Here is an 18,830-nt window from a genome sequence, read left to right as displayed (position 1 = left end):
CCTTAGGCGGGAACGCGGGGTTCTGATTCCTGCGCGATGGGTTCCGCCGCCCGCCGTTTGCTTTCGCGATAGAAAGTATAGATACCGGAGGCGATGACAATCGTCGCGCCGAAGACAGACCATCCGTCCGGCACTTCGCCGAAGGCGATCAATCCGAGCAGGGCCGACCAGATGAGACTGAGATAACGGAACGGCGCGACGAAAGAGATTTCGCCGGTGCGCATGGCCAATATGACGCCCTGGTAGCCGATCAGCACCAGAACGGAGGCCAGCAGGATCTGCAGCAGCGATGTCGTGCTCACCGGCTGCCAGCCGCCGAAGGGGATGATGCACAATGCTCCGAATATGGAAATGGAAATAGCGGTGCAGAGCGTGACCATCAGTGACGGCACATTCTTGTCAATACAGCGTGTCGCCAGATCGCGGGCGGCGGTCGCAAACATGCAGGCGATTGCAAGGAGGGCAGCCGTCGTGAATCCGTCCCGGCCGGGCCTGATGATGATCAGCACGCCGACGAAGCCGACGGCGATGGCCGTCCATCGCCTCCATCCCACTGGCTCCTTCAAGAAAATCATCGCGCCAAGCGTCACGGCAAGCGGAACAGCCTGCTGGATAGCGGAGGCATTGGCGATCGGCATCATTCCAAGAGCGGTGATGTAGGTTGCTGCCGCCAGAGCTTCGCAGGCGATGCGCAATGCAATCATCGGCTGCAGGATGACGCGCCAATTGCGCAGGCCACCCATTCGCCGAGCGAGCAGGTAGACGAAAAAACTCGTGAACAAGCCGCGGATGAAGATGATCTCGCCTGCATTCATCGTGGCGATGACCGTCTTGGACAGCGCATCGCTGCAGGAGAAGCCGGCCATGGAGGCCGCCATGAAGAGCGCGCCCTGCGTGTTCTTGGTCAGTTGCATGAGAAAGATGAGTCCCCCGATATACCCATCTGGATTAGCGCCGTTTTCAGCAAATTGGAATCGGCTGTGTTTCGGCCGAAGTTGAAATCAGTTGAGCGGCAGTCAAATTCCATTGTGCATTGCGGGAGATCTGTCATCTATCGACGTAATTTTTCGCGCTGTGGTCGCGGAATGATACAGCGGTTGCATATTTTTTGCCGATGCAAAGGCTTTTAGGTCGGAGATTAATGCTTATTCAATCTTATTTCCCGAGGCTCTCTGCGGTTTTGCATGAGGCAGAAGCACCTACCGCAGCGCAGCAGGAATGACGATCCCGCCTTCGCTGGAGATTTTTATAATCCCGTTGAGGCGCCGCATGTTTTTCATTGATCGTCTTTTGCAAGGCCGCAGGATTGTCACCAAAGTCCTTATTTTCGTGGTGCCTCTGGTGGTTCTCATCGCTGGCGTCGGCCTGGTGGGCTATCACACGGCCAATATTCTGAACGGTCATATGACCGTGACGCGCGCCACGATCGAAAATATCAGCGACTTCGAGAACCTGCAGGCCGCCCTGCAGGAATTCACCGGGTCGCCTTCGGAGGAGACGCGTCAGGCGTTGGCCGACAAGATCGACGCCCAGGAACAGGGTGTCCGTCGCCTGAGCGGGTTGCTCAGTGACGATCAGCGCGCCAAGATCATTCCGGTTACCGAGCTTGCCGCCAAGATGCGCACGCAGGAAGCAACGCTCTGGTCTATCAAACAGAAGCAGGACAGCGACGTCGAAACCATCCGGAAGACGGTGCAAAACGTCGAGGCGACCGCCAAGGCCGCCGGCAAGCAGATCGACATCATCCGCAAGGATTTCAGCGACAAGGAAACCTTCGCCAAGGAGCTGCTTTACGATGCCGCCGCCTATAAGGGCCTGTCGGAGAAGATGAGCAATCTGCGCATCCAGGTGCAGATGGCTGCCGACTCCACCGAAGAGATTTCAGACGCGCGCACCTACGCGGACGCTATCCTGAAGCAGGTGACGGTTTCCAAGGCACTCGTTTCCAAGCGCGGCGCCAGCCTCGTCGCCAATGCCTCCGATGCTGCCGACAAGCTCGATGCCGTATTGAAGGGCTCCGGCACGCCCGACCAGAAGGTCGAGGCGATGGGGCCGATCCTGCAGAGCTTCGTGAAGATCGAAGGCGAGATGACCCTGCAGTCGGCCAAGAACAGCGATACCGCCGCCGATCGTTTCGTCAGCCTCGATAAGATCATCGATGGCCAAAAGGAGCTTCTGGATCATGTCGATCAGGCGCTTAGTCTCGTCGATCGCCTGATATTGCATGCCTCGCGCATGGAAAACGTTCGCGATGCAGCCTCACGCGAACCGGTACTTGCGGATCTCAAGGATCTGCAGAGCATAGCTGCAAGGATTTCGGAGCTCGGCCCGACCAACGCCACCATGCGCGATTTTGCGGCTCACATGAAGCCGCTGATCGAGGGCTTGACCAATGGATCGGCCGATCTGCTGCAGACGGCAGCCGATTGGAAGACGACGCGTGTTCAGTCCAACACCTTGCTCGCCGATGCGATGACCTCGCTGCGTGGCTTCGTTGCTCAGGCACAGGAACTTGGCAAGGAAGATAGCGAGCGTTCGGCCAATGTCTCGGTCATCGCCATGATCGTCGGAACGCTGCTTGCCATCATCGGTGGTCTCATGCTTGTGGAAACCCTGCGCGGTCCGCTGAAGCGCGTTGCCGACGTGATGACGCGCCTTGCAAGCGGCGACCTGGAAGTCGCGATCGACGGCCGCAATCGCGGCGATGAGATCGGCGACATGGTGCGCTCCGTCAGCGTCTTCCGCGATGCCGCGCTTGAAAATGTCCGGCTGGAGCGGGAAGCCGAAAGCGCCCGTGCGCTCTCTGCGGAAGAGGCTGCCCGTCGCGCCGCCGAGCGTGCCCGCATCGAGGCCGAGCAGAAGCAGGCGCTCAATGCGCTTGCCGACGTTCTCGCCAAGCTTGCCGACGGCAATCTGGAAGAGGGTATGCGCGAGGACCTTTCGGCTGATTTCGTGGAAATGGCCTTTACGTACAATCACGCCGTCGAAGCGCTGCGTGAGACCCTGACGGACGTTCGCTACACGGCCGAGGAGATCAAGGGCGGCACCGGCAATCTTGCCATGTCGGCCGACGACCTCGCTCGGCGCACCGAGCAGCAGGCGGCCGCCCTCGAGGAAAGCTCGCGGGCACTGCATCGCCTCAGCGACGTTGTGCGCTCGACCGCCGATCGTGCACGGCAAACGGCGACTTCCGTCAACGAGACGCAGGCCTATGCGACCCAATCGGGCGAAGTCGTCGCCAAGGCTGTGGGCGCCATGAGCGAGATCAACCGTTCGTCGGAGAAGATCGCCACTATCATCGGGGTCATTGACGAGATCGCCTTCCAGACTAACCTCCTCGCTCTGAATGCCGGCGTCGAGGCTGCGCGTGCTGGCGAGGCGGGCCGCGGCTTTGCTGTTGTCGCCCAGGAAGTGCGCGAACTGGCGCAGCGTTGCGCCAATGCGGCGAAGGAGATCAAGGGCTTGATTTCCGCAAGCTCCACCCAGGTGCGGAACGGCGTTCATTTGGTCGAGCAGACCGGCGCAGCTCTGACCGAGATCATCAACCATGTCACCGGCGTTCAGAGGCTCGTTGCCGACATTTCGTCGGCGACCACCGAGCAATCGACCGGTATCGAGGAAGTCACCCGCGCGGTTTCCGAAGTCGAGCTGATCACGCAGCGGAACGCGGCGATGGTCGAAGAGAACAATGCGGAGATCCACGGCCTGCGCCAGCGCGTGGACATGCTTTCGGAAAAGATCGATCGCTTCCGCACCGGCGATGGCGAGGCGGAGCATGCGAGCTATGGCAATGCGGATGCGCGCTACCGCGCTGCGTAGGGCTGCGTCGATAGAAAGACCATCATGAATCGAAAAGCGCCGGGCCAATGGTCCGGCGCTTTTCGATTGAAGCTTGCTATCGCGACTGATGAATTGCGAACAAATTACCGACCGAGATGGAGCGTCTCGCCATCGGCAGGAATGAGCAGCCGCGAGGGATCGAGACCGCCTGCCTCTGCGGTTTGGCGAAGAGCCTGGCGGGTGACGGTCGCGTGGTCGAGCGCTTCCATATGAGTTGCGACGATGGTTGCTTGCGGGGCGAGGCGGCTGACTTCGAGCGTCTGTTTGTCGTCCATGACGATCAGGTCGCCATCCCAACGGGCGCCGCAGGAATGGGTAACGATGATATCGGGCGAGAATTCAAGGATCGTTCCGGCGACGGGAGGGTAGAGCACGGTATCGCCAGCCCAATAGACGGTGGGTTCGCCATCGGCCTCCAACGTGAGGCCGATGACCGGCCCCATTTTTTCCACCACCGGCCCGATGCCATGGCTGCCCTGCTTCGGTGTGATTGTCACGCCTTGCCAAACGATCGATTGCGCAAGCGGAGTGACGCTTGTAAAGCCGGCGTCGCGGATACGTCCTTCGTCGCCGGGTTGGCACAGGATCGGCAGTGTTTTCGGCACGCGCTCCTTCGCCACGGCATCGAAATGATCGGTATGCAGATGCGATACGATCACCAGCTCGACGCCCTGGAGAATGTCGTCGATCGAACGCGGCAGTTCCGTCATCGGGTTGGGGGATCGGCCGGTGAAAGAGGGGAGAGTGTGGCGCGGTGCAAAGTAAGGGTCGATCAGCAACACCTGGCCGCCATAGGTGATCTTCAGCGTCGCGTTGCGAATAAGCTCAAGCTGCATGTAGATTGTCTCGATTTAATTCAGCCGCCGGTGACGCTCATGTGGCGCGCGACCGCCGGGCGGTTGTGCGTGCGGTCGATGATGAAGTCATGGCCCTTGGGCTTGCGCGTAATGGCTTCGTCTATCGCGGCATGGAGCAGGGCGTCATCGCCGCTCGCGCGCAGTGCCGTGCGCAGGTCGGCCGCATCGTTCTGCCCCAGGCACATATAGAGCGTGCCCGTGCAGGTGAGCCGCACGCGATTGCAGCTCTCGCAGAAATTATGGGTCATCGGCGTGATGAAGCCGAGGCGACCGCCGGTCTCTGTGACTTCGACGTAACGGGCAGGGCCGCCCGTCTGGTAGGGGATGTCCGTCAGCGTGAACTGACGCTCGAGATCGGTGCGCAGCTGGGAGAGCGGGAGATATTGATCGGTGCGGTCTTCGTCGATTTCGCCCATAGGCATGGTCTCGATGACGGTCAAGTCCATGCCGCGACCATGCGCGAACCGTAGGAGGTCGGGAATTTCGGTATCGTTGAAGCCTTTGAGCGCGACGGCATTGAGCTTGATCTTCAGACCGGCTTTCTGCGCTGCGTCGATGCCTTCCATCACCTTGGAGAAATCTCCCCAGCGGGTGATCGTGCGGAATTTATCGGGATCCAGTGTATCGAGCGACACGTTGATGCGCCGGACGCCGCTATCGTAAAGCTCTTCGGCGTGGCGGGCGAGCTGCGAGCCGTTCGTCGTCAGGGTCAATTCGTCAAGCGCGCCGTTCTGCACGCTCTCGCCGAGCTTGCGGACCAGAAACATGATGTTCTTGCGCACCAGAGGTTCGCCGCCGGTGAGCCTGATCTTGCGCACGCCCTTGGCGATGAAGGCGGAACAGAGCCGGTCGAGTTCTTCGAGCGTCAGCAGATCTTTCTTAGGCAGGAAGGTCATGTGCTCGGCCATGCAGTAGGTGCAGCGGAAATCGCAGCGATCGGTGACGGAAACACGCAAATAGGTGACCGCGCGCCCGAAAGGGTCAATCATCGGGTTCTTGTCCGCAGCCAGCGGCGAGGCGCCGCCTATCGTACCAACAATGCTATTCACTCAAATCTCCATCACACTGCTAATGTGTGCATAGGCGATTGTTGCGTCAAGGAAAATGCCTTTCAATTATGCTTGCGTGTGAACGTGTAGCGGCATAATTCTCGGAAACACACTGAAAGACATGGGAAATTCGATGAGTGACGTTTGGCCGACCGAATTGCGGGTCTCGAAGGATCGCCATCACCTGCTGGTGACGTTCGACAACGGTGTGAGCTTCGATTTGCCGGCGGAGATGCTGCGGGTGCTGTCCCCCTCCGCGGAGGTCCAGGGACATGGACCGGGACAGAAGGTTACCGTGCCGGGCAAGCGCAATGTCAGCATCATGTCCATAACGCCGACCGGCAACTATGCCGTCCGCATCGGCTTCGACGACATGCACGACACAGGCATTTTCACATGGTCCTATCTGCGTGAGCTTGGAGAAAAGGGCCAGGAGCTTTTCGCGGCCTATGAGGCTGAGTTGAAGGAAAAAGGTCTCAGCCGCGACCCGGTTGGAAGGTCGCACTAGCAAACTCCAGTAACGGACGGGGATGCAAGCATGATCCTTGGGGGTAGGGAAAACTGGCTTCGCGCCAAGGGCAGCAAGAACGAGAGTAAGGTTTCCTTCGTCGAGCTGTTTTTCGACCTGGTCTTCGTTTTCTCGATTTCTCAGTTGGCGCATGCGCTGGCCGAGCATTTCACCCCATTAGGGGCGCTCGAAGCCATCATGCTGATCTTTGCGGTGTGGTGGGTCTGGGTTTTCACGGCGTGGGTGACGAACTGGCTTGATCCGGACCGCATGCCGGTGCGCATCATGCTGTTTACTCTGATGTTTGCGGGACTTATTCTCTCTGCCGCTATTCCCGAGGCTTTTGGCGAGAAGGCGATTTTTTTTGCTGGCGCCTATGTCTTCATGCAGGTCGGGCGTTCGCTGTTCACCGTCTACGCTCTCAAGAATGCCAGCGCAGCCAACCATCGCAATTTTCTGCGCATCACCAGCTGGCTGATCCTGTCCGGCATCTTCTGGATATCAGGCGCGCTGATGGAAGGCGCGGCTCGTATTGGGCTTTGGCTGATCGCTCTCGTCATAGAATATTCGGCCCCTGCACTCGGCTTCCGGGTCCCCGGGCTTGGCAAATCGACGACGGCGGACTGGAATGTGTCGGGCGCGCATCTGGCCGAACGTTGCGCACTCTTCATCATCATCTGCCTCGGCGAAGCGGTGCTGCAGGCCGGCAAGACCTTTGCCGAGCAGCCGGTGACGCCCTTGATCGTCGCGGTGTTCGTCATTGCTTTCGTCGGCACGGTTGCTCTGTGGTGGATTTACTTTCAGTTTGGTCATGAAAGAGCGGCTCATCGCATCGAACATGACGATACGCCCGGAAGTCTTGCGCGGCAGGCATTCACCTACGCGCATATTCCGATCCTCGCCGGGATTATCCTCAGCGTCGTCGGCGACGAATTCCTGTTCGCGCATCCCCGCGACGCGGCCGACATGCACGCCGCGGCTGCCATTCTGGGCGGACCGGCGGTCTTCCTGCTGGGAAATCTCTGGTTTAAAGGGGTGACCACCGGCCGGCCGCCGCTATCGCATATGGCGGGGCTCGTCGGGCTGGCGTTGCTGCTCCTCACCCTGCCGATGGTTGTGGTCTATCAGCTCGGCATTCTCGCCACGGCCGTGCTCGTCGTCGTTGCGATCTGGGAATTCGCCTCGTTGAACCGGGTCGTTCCTTCGGCGCGCTCCGCCGGCGATCATTGATCCCCAACAGGTTCCAGCGGTTCGCGCTCTTCCTGCATCAGGAGGCTGACGACGCGCTCCATATGCACAGTGATCGCTTCGCACTCTTCGATCGGCGCATCCGAGAGCATCCGGTCGATGAGCGCGGTCTGGATGGTCATGGCTTCCTCAGTCACGCGCCGCCCTTCTTCGGTCAGGTAGAGGCGGAGCACCCGCTTGTCGAGACGATCGCCCCGCCGTTCGATCAGTCCCCGCTTTTCCATCTGCGGCAACAGCATGCTCATGTTGGAGCGACCGACCAATAGTTTGCGCGCAAGCTCCTGCTGGGAAATGCCTTCAAAGCGAAACAGGTTGACGAGAATGTCGAGGTGCGGCGGCTTGATGTCGAGATGCGCCAATGCCCGTCCGAGTGATTGTTGCATCAGCTGGCAGGCGCGCGCCACGGCGATCCAGCTTCGAAAACGCGGATGGTCCCAGGGAAGGGATTGATTTTTGTTCATCGTTGTACTTTATTGTTCATAGTTGAACATTATCGGATTCCCACTATGCCATCCTTTGCGCTCAAGGTCACCCGGTCGGGTCTCGCCGGTCTCGAAAGGCTGTCTCCGCGGCTCGCCGGCAAGGTGGCTTTCCGGCTTTTCTGTCTGACGCCATCGCGTCGGCCGCGTGGCTCGAAGGCCAAGGCGGCGCATATGGAGGGCAGGCAGCGTCTTCTCGCGGCAGAGCAGGTGATGCTGCCGTTTCCGGGCGGCCGCGCTGTGGCTTACCGTTTCAACGGCGGAGCCAAGGGACCGCGCAGGCGCTATCTCGTCGTACATGGCTGGGGCTCCAGCAGTGAATACATGTCTGAACTGGCTGCATTCCTTGCCGATAGTGGAGCGGAAGTGATCTCACTCGATCTGCCCGGCCATGGTCGCTCGGGCGGGCGGTTCTTGAATGTGCGTTTGGCCGTCTCCACCATTGCCGCGGCGTCGGCCCGTTTCGGAGCCTTCGATGCCGTGATCGGGCATTCTTTTGGCGGTGCATCCCTGGCGCTGGCATCTGCAGGCTTTCTGCCTGATATCGAGCCGATTCAGCCAGGCAAGCTGGTGTTGATCGGTGCGCCGAGCGCCATGGGCTGGCTGTTCAAGGATTTTGGCCGTCTGATGCGGCTCGGGCCTGCGACCCAGGCGGCCCTGGAAGACGAGGTTCGCCTGATAACGGGCAGGACACTTGCTTCCTATGACCAGAAGCGCGGCCGGCTCGATCCAAGCCGGCCGGTTCTCGTCATCCATGCCGAGGACGACAAGGAAGTGAGCCCCGAGCATGCGCGCAGCTATGCCGCCGAGGGCGCGCATGTCCGTCTCTTCTGGGCCAATGGCTTCGGGCACCGGCGAATCGTCGGCGCCGCACCCGTGTTTGACGCCATCCAGAGCTTCCTTGCCGAAGACCTCGATAAGGAAAATCCGCTCGAAAATCGTGACGGTACGGTGCTATCGTTTTACCGAACTCCGCTGCGCCGCTCGTCATAACAATGTCTGCGCCGCTCCGGATCCGAGTGGAATGCCACAGAGAAGCGTGAGGCCGCATGCACATTGTCACATCCGTCGAGGAACTGAAGCAGCTCTATGGCGACGCCGGCGAGGCGTCGATCACCAAGGTCACGAGCGTCTTGACACCGCTCTATCGCCAAATGATCGAAGCATCGCCCTTCATGGCACTGGCAACGGTTGGGCCTGAAGGGCTTGATTGCTCACCGCGTGGTGACCTGGGTGGAGTCGTTCGTGTAGAGGACGAGAAGACCCTGTATCTGCCGGATTGGCGCGGCAACAACCGCGTCGACTCTCTTGCGAATATCGTTCGCGATCCGCGCGTAGCGCTGATGTTTCTCATCCCGGGATCGAATACGACGATGCGGCTGAATGGTCGGGCAGTCGTCTCGATCGACCCGGCCGTGCTCGACAGTTTCGAGATGGATGGCAAGCATCCGCGCTGCGTTGTCGTCATCACGATCGAGGAAGTCTATTTCCAGTGCGCGCGGGCAGTGATGCGGGCCGAGCTGTGGAATGCGGAACGGTTCGTCGATCCGGCAAGCCTGCCGAGCGCCGGCATGATGCTCAAGGCTGCAAAGGCCGATTTCGACCAGGAAACCTATGACCGCGAGGCGCCGGTGCGGGCGGCCAAGACGCTCTGGTAAACGAGCCGCCGGCATGCCTGGGAAAGCAGCGCCGGCGGTTGGTTGGCTTCGCTTCTAATTCTTGTAGATGAGCCAACTTTTGGTGAAGTCCTTCTGCATGCCATCCTGATAAATGCTGCTGCAGTTGCGGCCGGCATTCTTGGCGCAGTAAAGCGCCAGATCGGCCTTGTTATACAGCTCTCCTGAATCGGCTGCTTCAGAAGCCATGCAGATACCGAGCGAGAGAGTGATCGGACCATAGTCGACCCTTGTGCGCGAATTCTTGAACGGCGTCGCCTCGAGGGTGCGACGTATCCGTTCGCAAACCGTCGTAACTTCCTCGACACTGGTGGCTTCCAGAATGAGAGCGAATTCCTCGCCTCCGACGCGGGCGACGAAAACGTCGCGGCGTACATTGGCGCGGATGATGGAGGCGACGGTGGCGAGAATCTTGTCGCCGACTGGGTGGCCAAACGTGTCGTTGACCCGCTTGAAGTGATCAATATCAGCAAGAACCAGAGCGGTCGTCGACCGGGTAAGCTGGTTATCGAAGATGGAGATCAGCCGATCCTCGAAGGCGCGGCGGTTGGAAAGCCGGGTTAGCGAATCGGTGTTGGCGATGCGCTTGTATTCGTCCAACTCCTTGCGGACCAGATCCATTTCCTGGCTGCGCTCGACGACATGCTCGACGGTCTTTTCACCGCGAGCCATGGTGTCGCCTGTCGCTGCGGCGAGCATGTCGATGGCGCCGCGCAGCAGTTCGGCGCTGTGGTGGCTTCTGGAGCTTATGCTTTGGCTGGTTTCGCCGAGCAGGCGATTATAGCCTTCGAGTGTTGTCTGTTCCTGACGCAGTGCACGCAGGACGGCATCGAGTTCGGAGGCGAGGCGGGAATGCGCCTCGTCGAAGACGCGACCTGCATGATGCGGAAAATACTTGGCGCCGATCTCGTCCAGCTCTTCCTGGGTGGCGCTCTTGCCGAGAGCTGCAAGTTCACGGGTGAGAGCAAGATTGGAGCCGATATAGGCTTCGTAGAAAAGTTCGTAATTGCGAGGAATAGGTGCGACCCCCATGGATCGCATGGCGTAGGTAATTTGCCCTGCCACGTCGGGAATTTGCGCCTTCGGCGCAATCGCCGTACTCATCGGTGAGCTCCGTAACATGTATTTGTTAAATCTCTTCTTTATCTATGCAAAGATTCTTTGAGAAAATATTAAGAGTGCGATTATGAAAAATCCTCTGTCACCATGGTTTTATTCAAAAATAATACAATTGAAGATGGTTTTACAGAAAGGGGCGCCGATGCGCCCCTTTTGATATACTCAATCCAAAGTAGCTATTCTATCCAAGGTTAAGTTCCTGAAAGAAATCATTGCCCTTGTCGTCAATGACGATAAAGGCGGGAAAATCTTCGACCTCGATCTTCCATACCGCTTCCATGCCGAGTTCCGGGTATTCGAGAACCTCTACCTTCTTGATGCAATCCTGGGCAAGGCGCGCAGCCGGCCCACCGATCGAACCAAGGTAGAAGCCGCCATATGTCTTGCAGGCATCCCGTACGGCGCGCGAGCGGTTGCCCTTGGCGAGCATGACCATGGAGCCGCCGAAGGATTGGAACTGGTCGACGTAGCTGTCCATGCGGCCCGCGGTCGTCGGGCCGAACGAACCGGAGGCATAGCCGGCTGGCGTCTTTGCCGGGCCGGCGTAATAGACCGGATGGTTCTTCAGGTATTCCGGCATGCCTTCGCCCTTTTCCAGGCGCTCGCGGATCTTGGCATGGGCAAGATCGCGCGCGACGATGATGGTGCCGGTGAGGGACAGGCGCGTTTTTACGGGATGTGCGGACAGTTCTGCCAGGATATCCGCCATCGGCCGGTTGAGGTCGATGCGGACCATGGATTCCGAGAGCTTCGCTTCGTCGATCTCCGGCATGTACTTGGACGGGTCGGTCTCGAGCTGTTCGATGAAGATGCCGTCACGGGTGATCTTGCCCTTGGCCTGGCGGTCGGCGGAGCAGGAGACGCCGAGGCCGATCGGCAGCGAGGCGCCGTGGCGGGGCAGGCGGATGACGCGGACATCGTGGCAAAAATACTTGCCGCCGAACTGTGCGCCGACGCCTAGGCTCTGCGTGAGCTTATGGATTTCCTTCTCCATTTCGATATCCCGGAAGGCATGTCCGCTTTCGGAACCTTCCGTGGGAAGACAGTCGAGATATCGCGTCGAGGCGAGCTTGACTGTCTTGAGGTTCATTTCCGCCGAGGTGCCGCCGATGACGATGGCGAGATGGTAGGGAGGACAGGCAGCCGTGCCGAGCGTCAGGATCTTTTCCTTGAGGAAATCCAGCATGCGGTCGTGGGTCAGCAGCGACGGTGTACCCTGATACAGGAAGGTCTTGTTGGCCGAACCGCCGCCCTTGGCGACGAAGAGGAATTCGTAGGCGTCAGTGCCTTCCTCGTAGATGTCGATCTGCGCCGGCAGATTGTTCTTGGTGTTCTTTTCCTCGAACATCTTGATCGGTGCGAGTTGCGAGTAGCGCAAGTTCTTCTTCTCATAGGCGTCGAGCACGCCCTTGGCCAGTGCGCCGCTGTCGCCGCCTTCGGTCCAGACGCGGCGGCCTTTCTTGCCCATGATGATGGCGGTGCCGGTATCCTGGCACATGGGAAGCACGCCGCCGGCGGCGATATTGGCATTCTTCAGCAGATCGTAAGCGACGAAGCGGTCGTTATCGGTCGCCTCGGGGTCTTCCAGGATGGAGGCGAGCTGCTTCAGATGGCCGGGGCGCAATAGATGATTGATATCGGCAAAGGCCGTTTCGGCAAGCAGGCGGATGCCTTCGGGATCGACGGTCAGAATATCCTGGCCCTTAAAGGTGTCGACGGAAACATAATCACCGGAAATCTTGCGATAGGGGGTCGTGTCGTCGCCGAGGGGAAACAGATCGTCAGCCATATGGGAAACCTTTCAAGCCGGATGGCGGGGAAGATGTTTGGAAACGATCTAAATCCGGCTTGCGGCAAAAGCAATTGTTTGGCTGCTGGTCGAAATCTCAAAATGGGAGATTGTCGATGGGGCGATGCGCAGGACGGGTGAGTCTTTTGATGCTGAAGCCCTGTGCCCGGCCCCTCACCCTAGCCCTCTCCCCGCGTGCGGGGAGAGGGGACTTGTTCCGCATTTGCAGCACTGACTGAAGCTGCTGATCTTGCACGATAAACTCCCTCTCCCCGCAGGAGCGGGGAGAGGGTTGGGGTGAGGGGCCACGCACATGGCTGCGGCATTGGAGGATTATGCCGGGCAATCGCTGAAGGAGGAACTTACTTCGGGCCGATCATCGTTTCCGGCCGGACGATGGCGTCATATTCTTCCGATGATACCAGCCCGCTCGCCAGGGCTTCTTCCTTCAGGGTCGTGCCATTCTTATGCGCCGTCTTGGCGATCTTGGCGGCGTTGTCGTAGCCGATCTTCGGGGCGAGCGCCGTCACCAGCATCAGCGAACGTTCGAGACCGGCCTTGATGTTGTCCTCGCGGGCCTCGATGCCGACGACGCAATTATCCGTGAAGGAGACGGCGGCATCGCCGAGCAACTGCACTGACTGCAGGAAGTTGTAGGCCATCATCGGATTGTAGACGTTGAGCTCGAAATGGCCCTGGCTGCCGGCAAAGGTGAGTGCAGCGTTGTTGCCGAAGATGTGGATGCAAACCTGCGTCAATGCCTCGCACTGGGTCGGGTTGACCTTGCCGGGCATGATCGAGGAGCCCGGTTCGTTTTCCGGCAGCGCTAGTTCGCCGAGACCGGAGCGCGGGCCGGAACCGAGCAGGCGGATGTCGTTGGCGATCTTGAACAGCGCGGCGGCGGCGGCATTGATGGCGCCATGGCTGAAGACCATCGAATCATGCGCAGCCAGCGCCTCGAACTTGTTCGGGGCAGTAACGAAGGGCAGGCCGGTGATTTTGGCGATCTCGTCGGCGACCTTCTCGGCAAAGCCGATCGGTGCATTGAGTCCGGTTCCGACCGCGGTACCGCCCTGAGCGAGTTCGCAAAGGCCCGGCAGCGTCAGCTCGATGCGCTTGATCGAGGAGGCGACCTGGGCGGCATAGCCGGAAAATTCCTGGCCGAGCGTCAGCGGCGTTGCGTCCTGCGTGTGGGTGCGGCCGATCTTGATGATATGGGCGAAGTCGGCGACCTTCTTTTCCAGCGCCGCATGCAAATGCCTGAGCGCTGGCAGCAGGTGATGGACGATCTGTTCGGCGCAGGCGATGTGCATGGCCGTCGGATAGGTGTCGTTCGACGACTGACTCATGTTCACATGATCGTTCGGGTGCACGGGTTTCTTCGAGCCCATGACGCCGCCGAGCATCTCGATCGCACGGTTGGAGATCACTTCATTGGCATTCATGTTCGACTGCGTGCCCGAGCCGGTCTGCCAGACGACAAGCGGGAAGTGGTCATTGAGCTTTCCGTCGATGACTTCCTGCGCCGCCGCAACGATCGCTTTGCCGAGGGCCGGATCCAACTGGCCGAGCTCCATGTTGGCGCGCGCGGCTGCCTGCTTGACGATGCCAAGGGCACGCACGACCGATAGTGGCTGCTTTTCCCAGCCGATCTTGAAATTGCCGAGCGAGCGCTGTGCCTGCGCGCCCCAATAGCGGTCGCTGGCGACTTCGATCGGGCCAAATGTATCGGTTTCGGTGCGAGTGGACGTCATCTTCCTGGTCCTGCTTTCCGTTGAGACAGATAGCAGCTCATATAGGTCCGAAAGGGCCTCATGAAAATATCAAAGCGCCATTTGGTGACTATTTTAGTCATGTTTTACTTGGTGCGGCGTGCTCTTTTTAACACGCTGCGCATATATTAACGGACACGCATTTTCGGCGCTTAAAAAGTCTTCGAAAATTCAATAAACCGTTAACCAATAATTTCATATTTTTGTGTGGACTGAGCCGCGAAAGACGCCACCGCTTCGTCACATGAAGTTGAGGCATTGAACGAAAGGCGGGCCTCGCCGTTTTCATAGTGTGAGTATACGATGTCGAAGACATCGCGGCAGAGTTGAAAACAGCACCGTCAAGCTCGAAGTTACCGCACGATACAGGGACTGATTAGAGAATGAAACTTGCGTCCAAAGCCACAGCCTCCGTCCTGGCTCTTTCCTGTTGCCTTTCCTCGATAGGCGCAACCTCTGCAAGTGCCATGACCCTCATGGATTTCATCCGTGGCGGTCAGGGTCGTCAGCAGAGCACGCAGGTTTCGGCTCCGGTTCCCGTCAACCCGGCACAGACGCTGAACTCCGTTGAGCCTCCGCGGGCAAAGCAGCCGCTGCCAACCGTCGATGCGCCGAAATACTATACTTACAAGGCCGACCAGATGCGTCTGGTGTCGACGGTGCATTTCGCCGATCCGGTGGTGACCGGCGCCGTTGCTGACGCCTCTCCCACGCCGATTGCTGTCGATGCCGAGGTCTCGCAGCGCCGCTATCTCGCGGATGCGCGCGTCATGGCGACCAACGACATCGCCAAGGCGATCGAGTCTTATTACGCCGATCCGAGCAAGCCGCTTCTCTGGGTTGCCGACCATGCCGTCAGTGACAAGGCGAAAGCCGCCATGGCGGTTCTTGCCGGTGCCGGTTCCGTCGGCCTCGACCCTGCCGATTATGCGGTGACGCTGCCGAGTGCCGACGCGGCAAATGCCGACCCGGTGATGCGCGATCGCGCGCTCATGCAGTTCGAACTCGCGCTGTCGAGCAAGATATTGATGTTCGTTCAGGATACGGTTCGTGGTCGTCTCGACCCGAACAAGATCTCCGGCTATCACGACTTCAAGCGCAAGGACGTCAATCTGACGGCCATGCTCGATGTGCTGCGCGCCAGCCCCGATATCGCCGCTTATATCAACAGCCGCAACCCCTCCAATCCGCAATTCATGGAATTGAAGGCGGAGTTGGCCAAGCTGCGCTCCGAGTCTGGAACGGACGGCAGTCACATTTCCGTTTCCCTGACCGGCACGCTGAAGCCAGGCGATAGCTCGCCGGAAATGGCCAATATCGTCAAGGCGATCGAGCATCGCGGCTCGGATGCACTGAAGGCGGCTCACGCCGATCTTTTCTCCGCCTATCTGGGCACGCCGAGCTATACGCCCGAGCTCGTGTCGCTGGTCGAGGACTTCCAGCGCGAAAAGGGTCTGACGGCCGACGGCGTGATCGGCCCGTCCTCCGTTCGCGCCATGGTCGGCGAGAACAACGATGTGAAGATCCAGAAGCTCGTCATCGCCATGGAGCAGCTGCGCTGGCTGCCGGACGAACTAGGCCCGCGCTACGTCTTCATCAATCAGCCGGCCTTCATGGTCTATTACTACAATAACAACCAGGAGCAGCTGTCGATGCGCGTCGTCGTCGGCAGCAAGCAGCACCAGACTTTCTTCTTCGAAAATCAGGTGCAGACGGTCGAATTCAACCCGTTCTGGGGCGTTCCACAGTCGATCATCATCAACGAGATGCTGCCGAAGCTGCGTTCCGATCCGAACTATCTCGATCGCATGGGCTATCAGGTCGAAGTCGGCGGCCGCGCCGTCGCTTCGTCCAGCGTCGACTGGTACGGCTCGACGAAGAGCATCTCGGTTCGCCAGCCGCCGAGCAGCGACAACGCGCTCGGCGAATTGAAAATCCTCTTCCCGAATTCGCATGCGATCTACATGCACGACACGCCGCAGAAGAGCTTCTTCAAGAAGGATATGCGCGCACTCAGCCACGGTTGCGTCCGTCTTGCCGATCCGCGCGCGATGGCCGCTGCCGTGCTGAACACCACAGTTGACGACGTCGCCAAGCAGATCGCCGCTGGCCAGAACAAGGCTGTGGCCGTGCCGCAGAAATTCCCGATTTACATCGCCTATTTCACCGCCTGGCCGAACAAGGACGGCGTCATCCAATACTTCAATGACGTCTACGATCGCGATGCTGCCACACTGAAGGCGCTCGATGCGACCTCAAAGGCACGCACTGCACAGATCTGAGTTTGGTCAGTCGGGAAATACAAAAACGGGCGGCCATCGGTCGCCCTTTTTGTTGGCTTTCGTATGAGAATGTCACTCAATGTCAGCGGGCAATCCAGTTCAATTCTTAGCCTCGATCCGCCACTCCCGGCTGCCGAAGGTGACGTCGAAGCGCGAGAGGAAGGAACGACCGAGCAGCCCGTCGACTTCAGTGCCAAGCGCCGTATCATCGTCGAGAACCACGGCCGTGATATCGCTAGCCTGGACATGCCCGACCTTCACGGTAGTCGCCGTTGTGCGTGTGGCTTGAGAAACGCCGTTTGCCGTTTGGAGAGATATTCCATTGTTGCCGTTGGCCGGTAGCTTAGCTCGTGCGGCGAAGGCTTTGCTCACCGCCACGAAGCTTGCACCGGTGTCGACGATGAACACGCCCTCCGTGCCATTGACCGAGACCTTGGCAAGGATGACGTTCTTGCCCTGCGTCGGAAATCGATCGCTGCCGGTGGCATAGATCGAGGCGCATTTGCCCATCGTTTCATAGAGCTTGATGATCCCACGCACGACCGCTGTGTCGTTACGGTCGGGATTGGTGGAAACCCAAAGCTGAAGCGGCCCGATCGCCTCGCAATATTCACCAAGTTCGCGGTAGCTGGCGGAGATTCCCTCAAATACGGCGCTGTTCAGTATCGCGATATTGTCGGTAAGGCCGATGACCGAATAATAGTCATCGATGGCCTCCCGATATTTCTTGGCATTTTGGCGAATTCGCGCACGCTGGAAATAGAAATCGGGCATTCCAGGTGACATTGCTATCACTTGGTTCGAGACTTTCAGGGCTTCGTCGAAGTCGCTGAGATCGTCCAGAATTTGGGCGGCTGAACTCAAGGCGATATTCGACGGCTTGCACTTGTTGGAGAAGGCAGTGAAGACTTTGGCCGCTTCGCGGCGATAGCCCTGCTTCGTTAGCTCATCTGCGAATTTGTAGACTGCATTCCAATCACAATGCTCTCGGCGCAACATATCGAGATCGGCTGCCATCGCAGGTCTGCCTGCAACAATGTTCGGCAAAGGTGCGATGTCGAAATTCTCATAGACCGCGTTCAGAGCGGGATCGGATTTGGCACCAGCTCCGGTTTCTGTCTCGACGTACCCTATAATGCGGTCGCCGTAGATGTAGAGCCAAATACCTGCACATAGTGCACCACAGATGATCAGTGTTCGGACAATAGGGGCAAACCACCCTCTGCGGCTTGGCAATCTACCGGCGTTACGGTCTTCGGGATCTGCTACGAGCAAGGGGGAGTGCTCCGCTGTCGAGTGATTGTCCCACCTCGGCAACATCGCACAGCGGGGCTTTCCCTCGTGCGGTCATGGTACTGATAGTAGAACCTCGATAAGTTGTGGCGGAAGCGCGTGAATCACGCAAGGCCCGTTACAACCGCGCCGTTCGAACCAACAGGGATTTTAGTATTTTCAGGCTGCCAGCAGCCCTTCGACCAGCTCCGGCGTCAGCTCATCATAGTGATAGATGATGCGGTTCGGGCCTAGCGTTTCGATGCCGACATCGGAGTAACCGAAAGGGACTGCGATCGAGGGAACGCCGGCATTGCGGGCGACGAGGATGTCGTTGATGCTGTCGCCGATCATGATCGTCCGGGCGATGTCGCCGCCGGCGCGTTCGACTGTGCCGATCAGATGCTCGGCATTCGGCTTGCGGACGGTGAAGGTGTCGCCGCCGGTAATGGCCTCGAAGTAATGGGTCAGCTTCAGTCGTTCGAGCAGGGTACGTGCCAGCGATTCCATCTTGTTGGTGCAGACGGCGAGCTTATAGCCCTGGCTTCTCAGCGTATCGAGGGCTGCGAGCAGACCCGGGTAAGGCTGCGTGACGCCGGGCATGGTTTCGGAATAGTGAGTGATGAAGCGCTGCAGGAGGGCAGGCAATTCTTCCGATGTCAGCATATAGCCATGCAGCTTGCAGGCCCGCTCGATCATGACCTGCGCGCCGTTGCCGACGAGATGCGTCACGTCGTCGTAGCTGACCGGCGGAAGCTTGAGTGCGTCGATCGTATGATTCAGGCTGACGATCAGGTCCGCATGCGTGTCGAGCAGCGTGCCGTCGAGATCGAATACGACAAGGGGAGATTTCACGAGGAATCGGCCTTTGCAGAGAAAAGAGTGCGTCTTCCGGAGTTAGAAGATCGCGCGGGCAATTGCAACTGAAGTGCCGGAAAG

15 protein-coding genes are annotated in these 18,830 nt (G+C 59.1%); 6 read left to right on the top strand and 9 right to left on the bottom strand.

Annotated features, from left to right (window positions below):
- Nucleotides 1–2: 2 nt before the first annotated feature.
- Complete coding sequence (locus PH562_RS15570) at nucleotides 3–914, bottom strand: DMT family transporter (RefSeq protein WP_285174007.1); 912 nt, start codon at nucleotides 912–914, stop codon at nucleotides 3–5.
- Between the two features lie 355 nt (nucleotides 915–1,269).
- Here PH562_RS15570 and PH562_RS15565 point away from each other — a divergent pair, with 355 nt between their 5' ends.
- Nucleotides 1,270–3,819 carry a methyl-accepting chemotaxis protein gene (locus tag PH562_RS15565; protein ID WP_285174006.1) on the top strand — a complete coding sequence of 850 codons (2,550 nt, stop codon included), beginning with the start codon at nucleotides 1,270–1,272 and terminating at the stop codon, nucleotides 3,817–3,819.
- 104 nt (nucleotides 3,820–3,923) lie between these two features.
- Here PH562_RS15565 and PH562_RS15560 read toward each other — a convergent pair whose 3' ends face one another.
- Nucleotides 3,924–4,676, bottom strand: a complete 753-nt coding sequence (locus tag PH562_RS15560; RefSeq protein ID WP_285174005.1) for an MBL fold metallo-hydrolase — start codon at nucleotides 4,674–4,676, stop codon at nucleotides 3,924–3,926.
- A gap of 20 nt (nucleotides 4,677–4,696) precedes the next feature.
- A complete protein-coding gene (moaA, locus tag PH562_RS15555; protein ID WP_285174004.1) occupies nucleotides 4,697–5,746 on the bottom strand; it encodes a GTP 3',8-cyclase MoaA in 1,050 nt (349 codons plus the stop codon).
- Between the two features lie 133 nt (nucleotides 5,747–5,879).
- On the opposite strand from moaA, the gene PH562_RS15550 reads away from it, so the two are divergent.
- Nucleotides 5,880–6,254 (top strand): gamma-butyrobetaine hydroxylase family protein, encoded by a 375-nt coding sequence (locus PH562_RS15550; protein ID WP_285174002.1) that lies wholly within the window; start codon nucleotides 5,880–5,882, stop codon nucleotides 6,252–6,254.
- A gap of 30 nt (nucleotides 6,255–6,284) precedes the next feature.
- Entirely contained in the window at nucleotides 6,285–7,484 is a 1,200-nt protein-coding gene (locus PH562_RS15545) for a low temperature requirement protein A (protein WP_285174000.1), read from the top strand.
- Here the strand turns inward: PH562_RS15545 and PH562_RS15540 are convergent.
- Entirely contained in the window at nucleotides 7,478–7,963 is a 486-nt protein-coding gene (locus tag PH562_RS15540) for a MarR family winged helix-turn-helix transcriptional regulator (RefSeq protein ID WP_285173998.1), read from the bottom strand. The two genes, PH562_RS15545 and PH562_RS15540, sit on opposite strands and share 7 nt — an antisense overlap.
- Before the next feature lie 45 nt (nucleotides 7,964–8,008).
- Between PH562_RS15540 and PH562_RS15535 the strand changes: the two genes are divergently transcribed.
- Nucleotides 8,009–8,974, top strand: coding sequence for an alpha/beta hydrolase (locus tag PH562_RS15535; protein ID WP_285173996.1), 966 nt, complete (start codon nucleotides 8,009–8,011; stop codon nucleotides 8,972–8,974).
- Between the two features lie 56 nt (nucleotides 8,975–9,030).
- Nucleotides 9,031–9,639 (top strand): pyridoxamine 5'-phosphate oxidase family protein, encoded by a 609-nt coding sequence (locus tag PH562_RS15530; RefSeq protein WP_285173995.1) that lies wholly within the window; start codon nucleotides 9,031–9,033, stop codon nucleotides 9,637–9,639.
- Nucleotides 9,640–9,693: 54 nt separating this feature from the next.
- On the opposite strand, the gene PH562_RS15525 is transcribed toward PH562_RS15530, so the two are convergent.
- The 3 genes from PH562_RS15525 to fumC all read right to left on the bottom strand — a co-directional run bounded on the left by PH562_RS15525 (nucleotide 9,694) and on the right by fumC (nucleotide 14,319).
- Nucleotides 9,694–10,761 carry a GGDEF domain-containing protein gene (locus tag PH562_RS15525; RefSeq protein ID WP_285173993.1) on the bottom strand — a complete coding sequence of 356 codons (1,068 nt, stop codon included), beginning with the start codon at nucleotides 10,759–10,761 and terminating at the stop codon, nucleotides 9,694–9,696.
- Between the two features lie 196 nt (nucleotides 10,762–10,957).
- Nucleotides 10,958–12,565: a fumarate hydratase gene (locus tag PH562_RS15520; protein WP_285173992.1), complete on the bottom strand. Its 1,608-nt coding sequence runs from the start codon at nucleotides 12,563–12,565 to the stop codon at nucleotides 10,958–10,960.
- Nucleotides 12,566–12,927: 362 nt separating this feature from the next.
- Entirely contained in the window at nucleotides 12,928–14,319 is a 1,392-nt protein-coding gene (gene fumC / locus PH562_RS15515; protein WP_113229705.1) for a class II fumarate hydratase, read from the bottom strand.
- A gap of 401 nt (nucleotides 14,320–14,720) precedes the next feature.
- Between fumC and PH562_RS15510 the strand changes: the two genes are divergently transcribed.
- On the top strand, nucleotides 14,721–16,619 hold the full coding sequence (locus PH562_RS15510) for a L,D-transpeptidase family protein (protein ID WP_285173991.1): 1,899 nt from the start codon (nucleotides 14,721–14,723) through the stop codon (nucleotides 16,617–16,619).
- A 99-nt stretch (nucleotides 16,620–16,718) separates the two neighbouring features.
- Here PH562_RS15510 and PH562_RS15505 read toward each other — a convergent pair whose 3' ends face one another.
- Nucleotides 16,719–17,636: a TIGR02281 family clan AA aspartic protease gene (locus tag PH562_RS15505; RefSeq protein WP_285173990.1), complete on the bottom strand. Its 918-nt coding sequence runs from the start codon at nucleotides 17,634–17,636 to the stop codon at nucleotides 16,719–16,721.
- A 435-nt stretch (nucleotides 17,637–18,071) separates the two neighbouring features.
- A complete protein-coding gene (locus PH562_RS15500; protein WP_113229708.1) occupies nucleotides 18,072–18,746 on the bottom strand; it encodes an HAD family hydrolase in 675 nt (224 codons plus the stop codon).
- Between the last annotated feature and the right edge of the window lie 84 nt (nucleotides 18,747–18,830).

Origin of the sequence: Rhizobium centroccidentale, assembly GCF_030182565.1 — a bacterium.
GTDB lineage: Bacteria > Pseudomonadota > Alphaproteobacteria > Rhizobiales > Rhizobiaceae > Rhizobium.
This window is presented reverse-complemented; position numbering and strand designations above follow the sequence as displayed.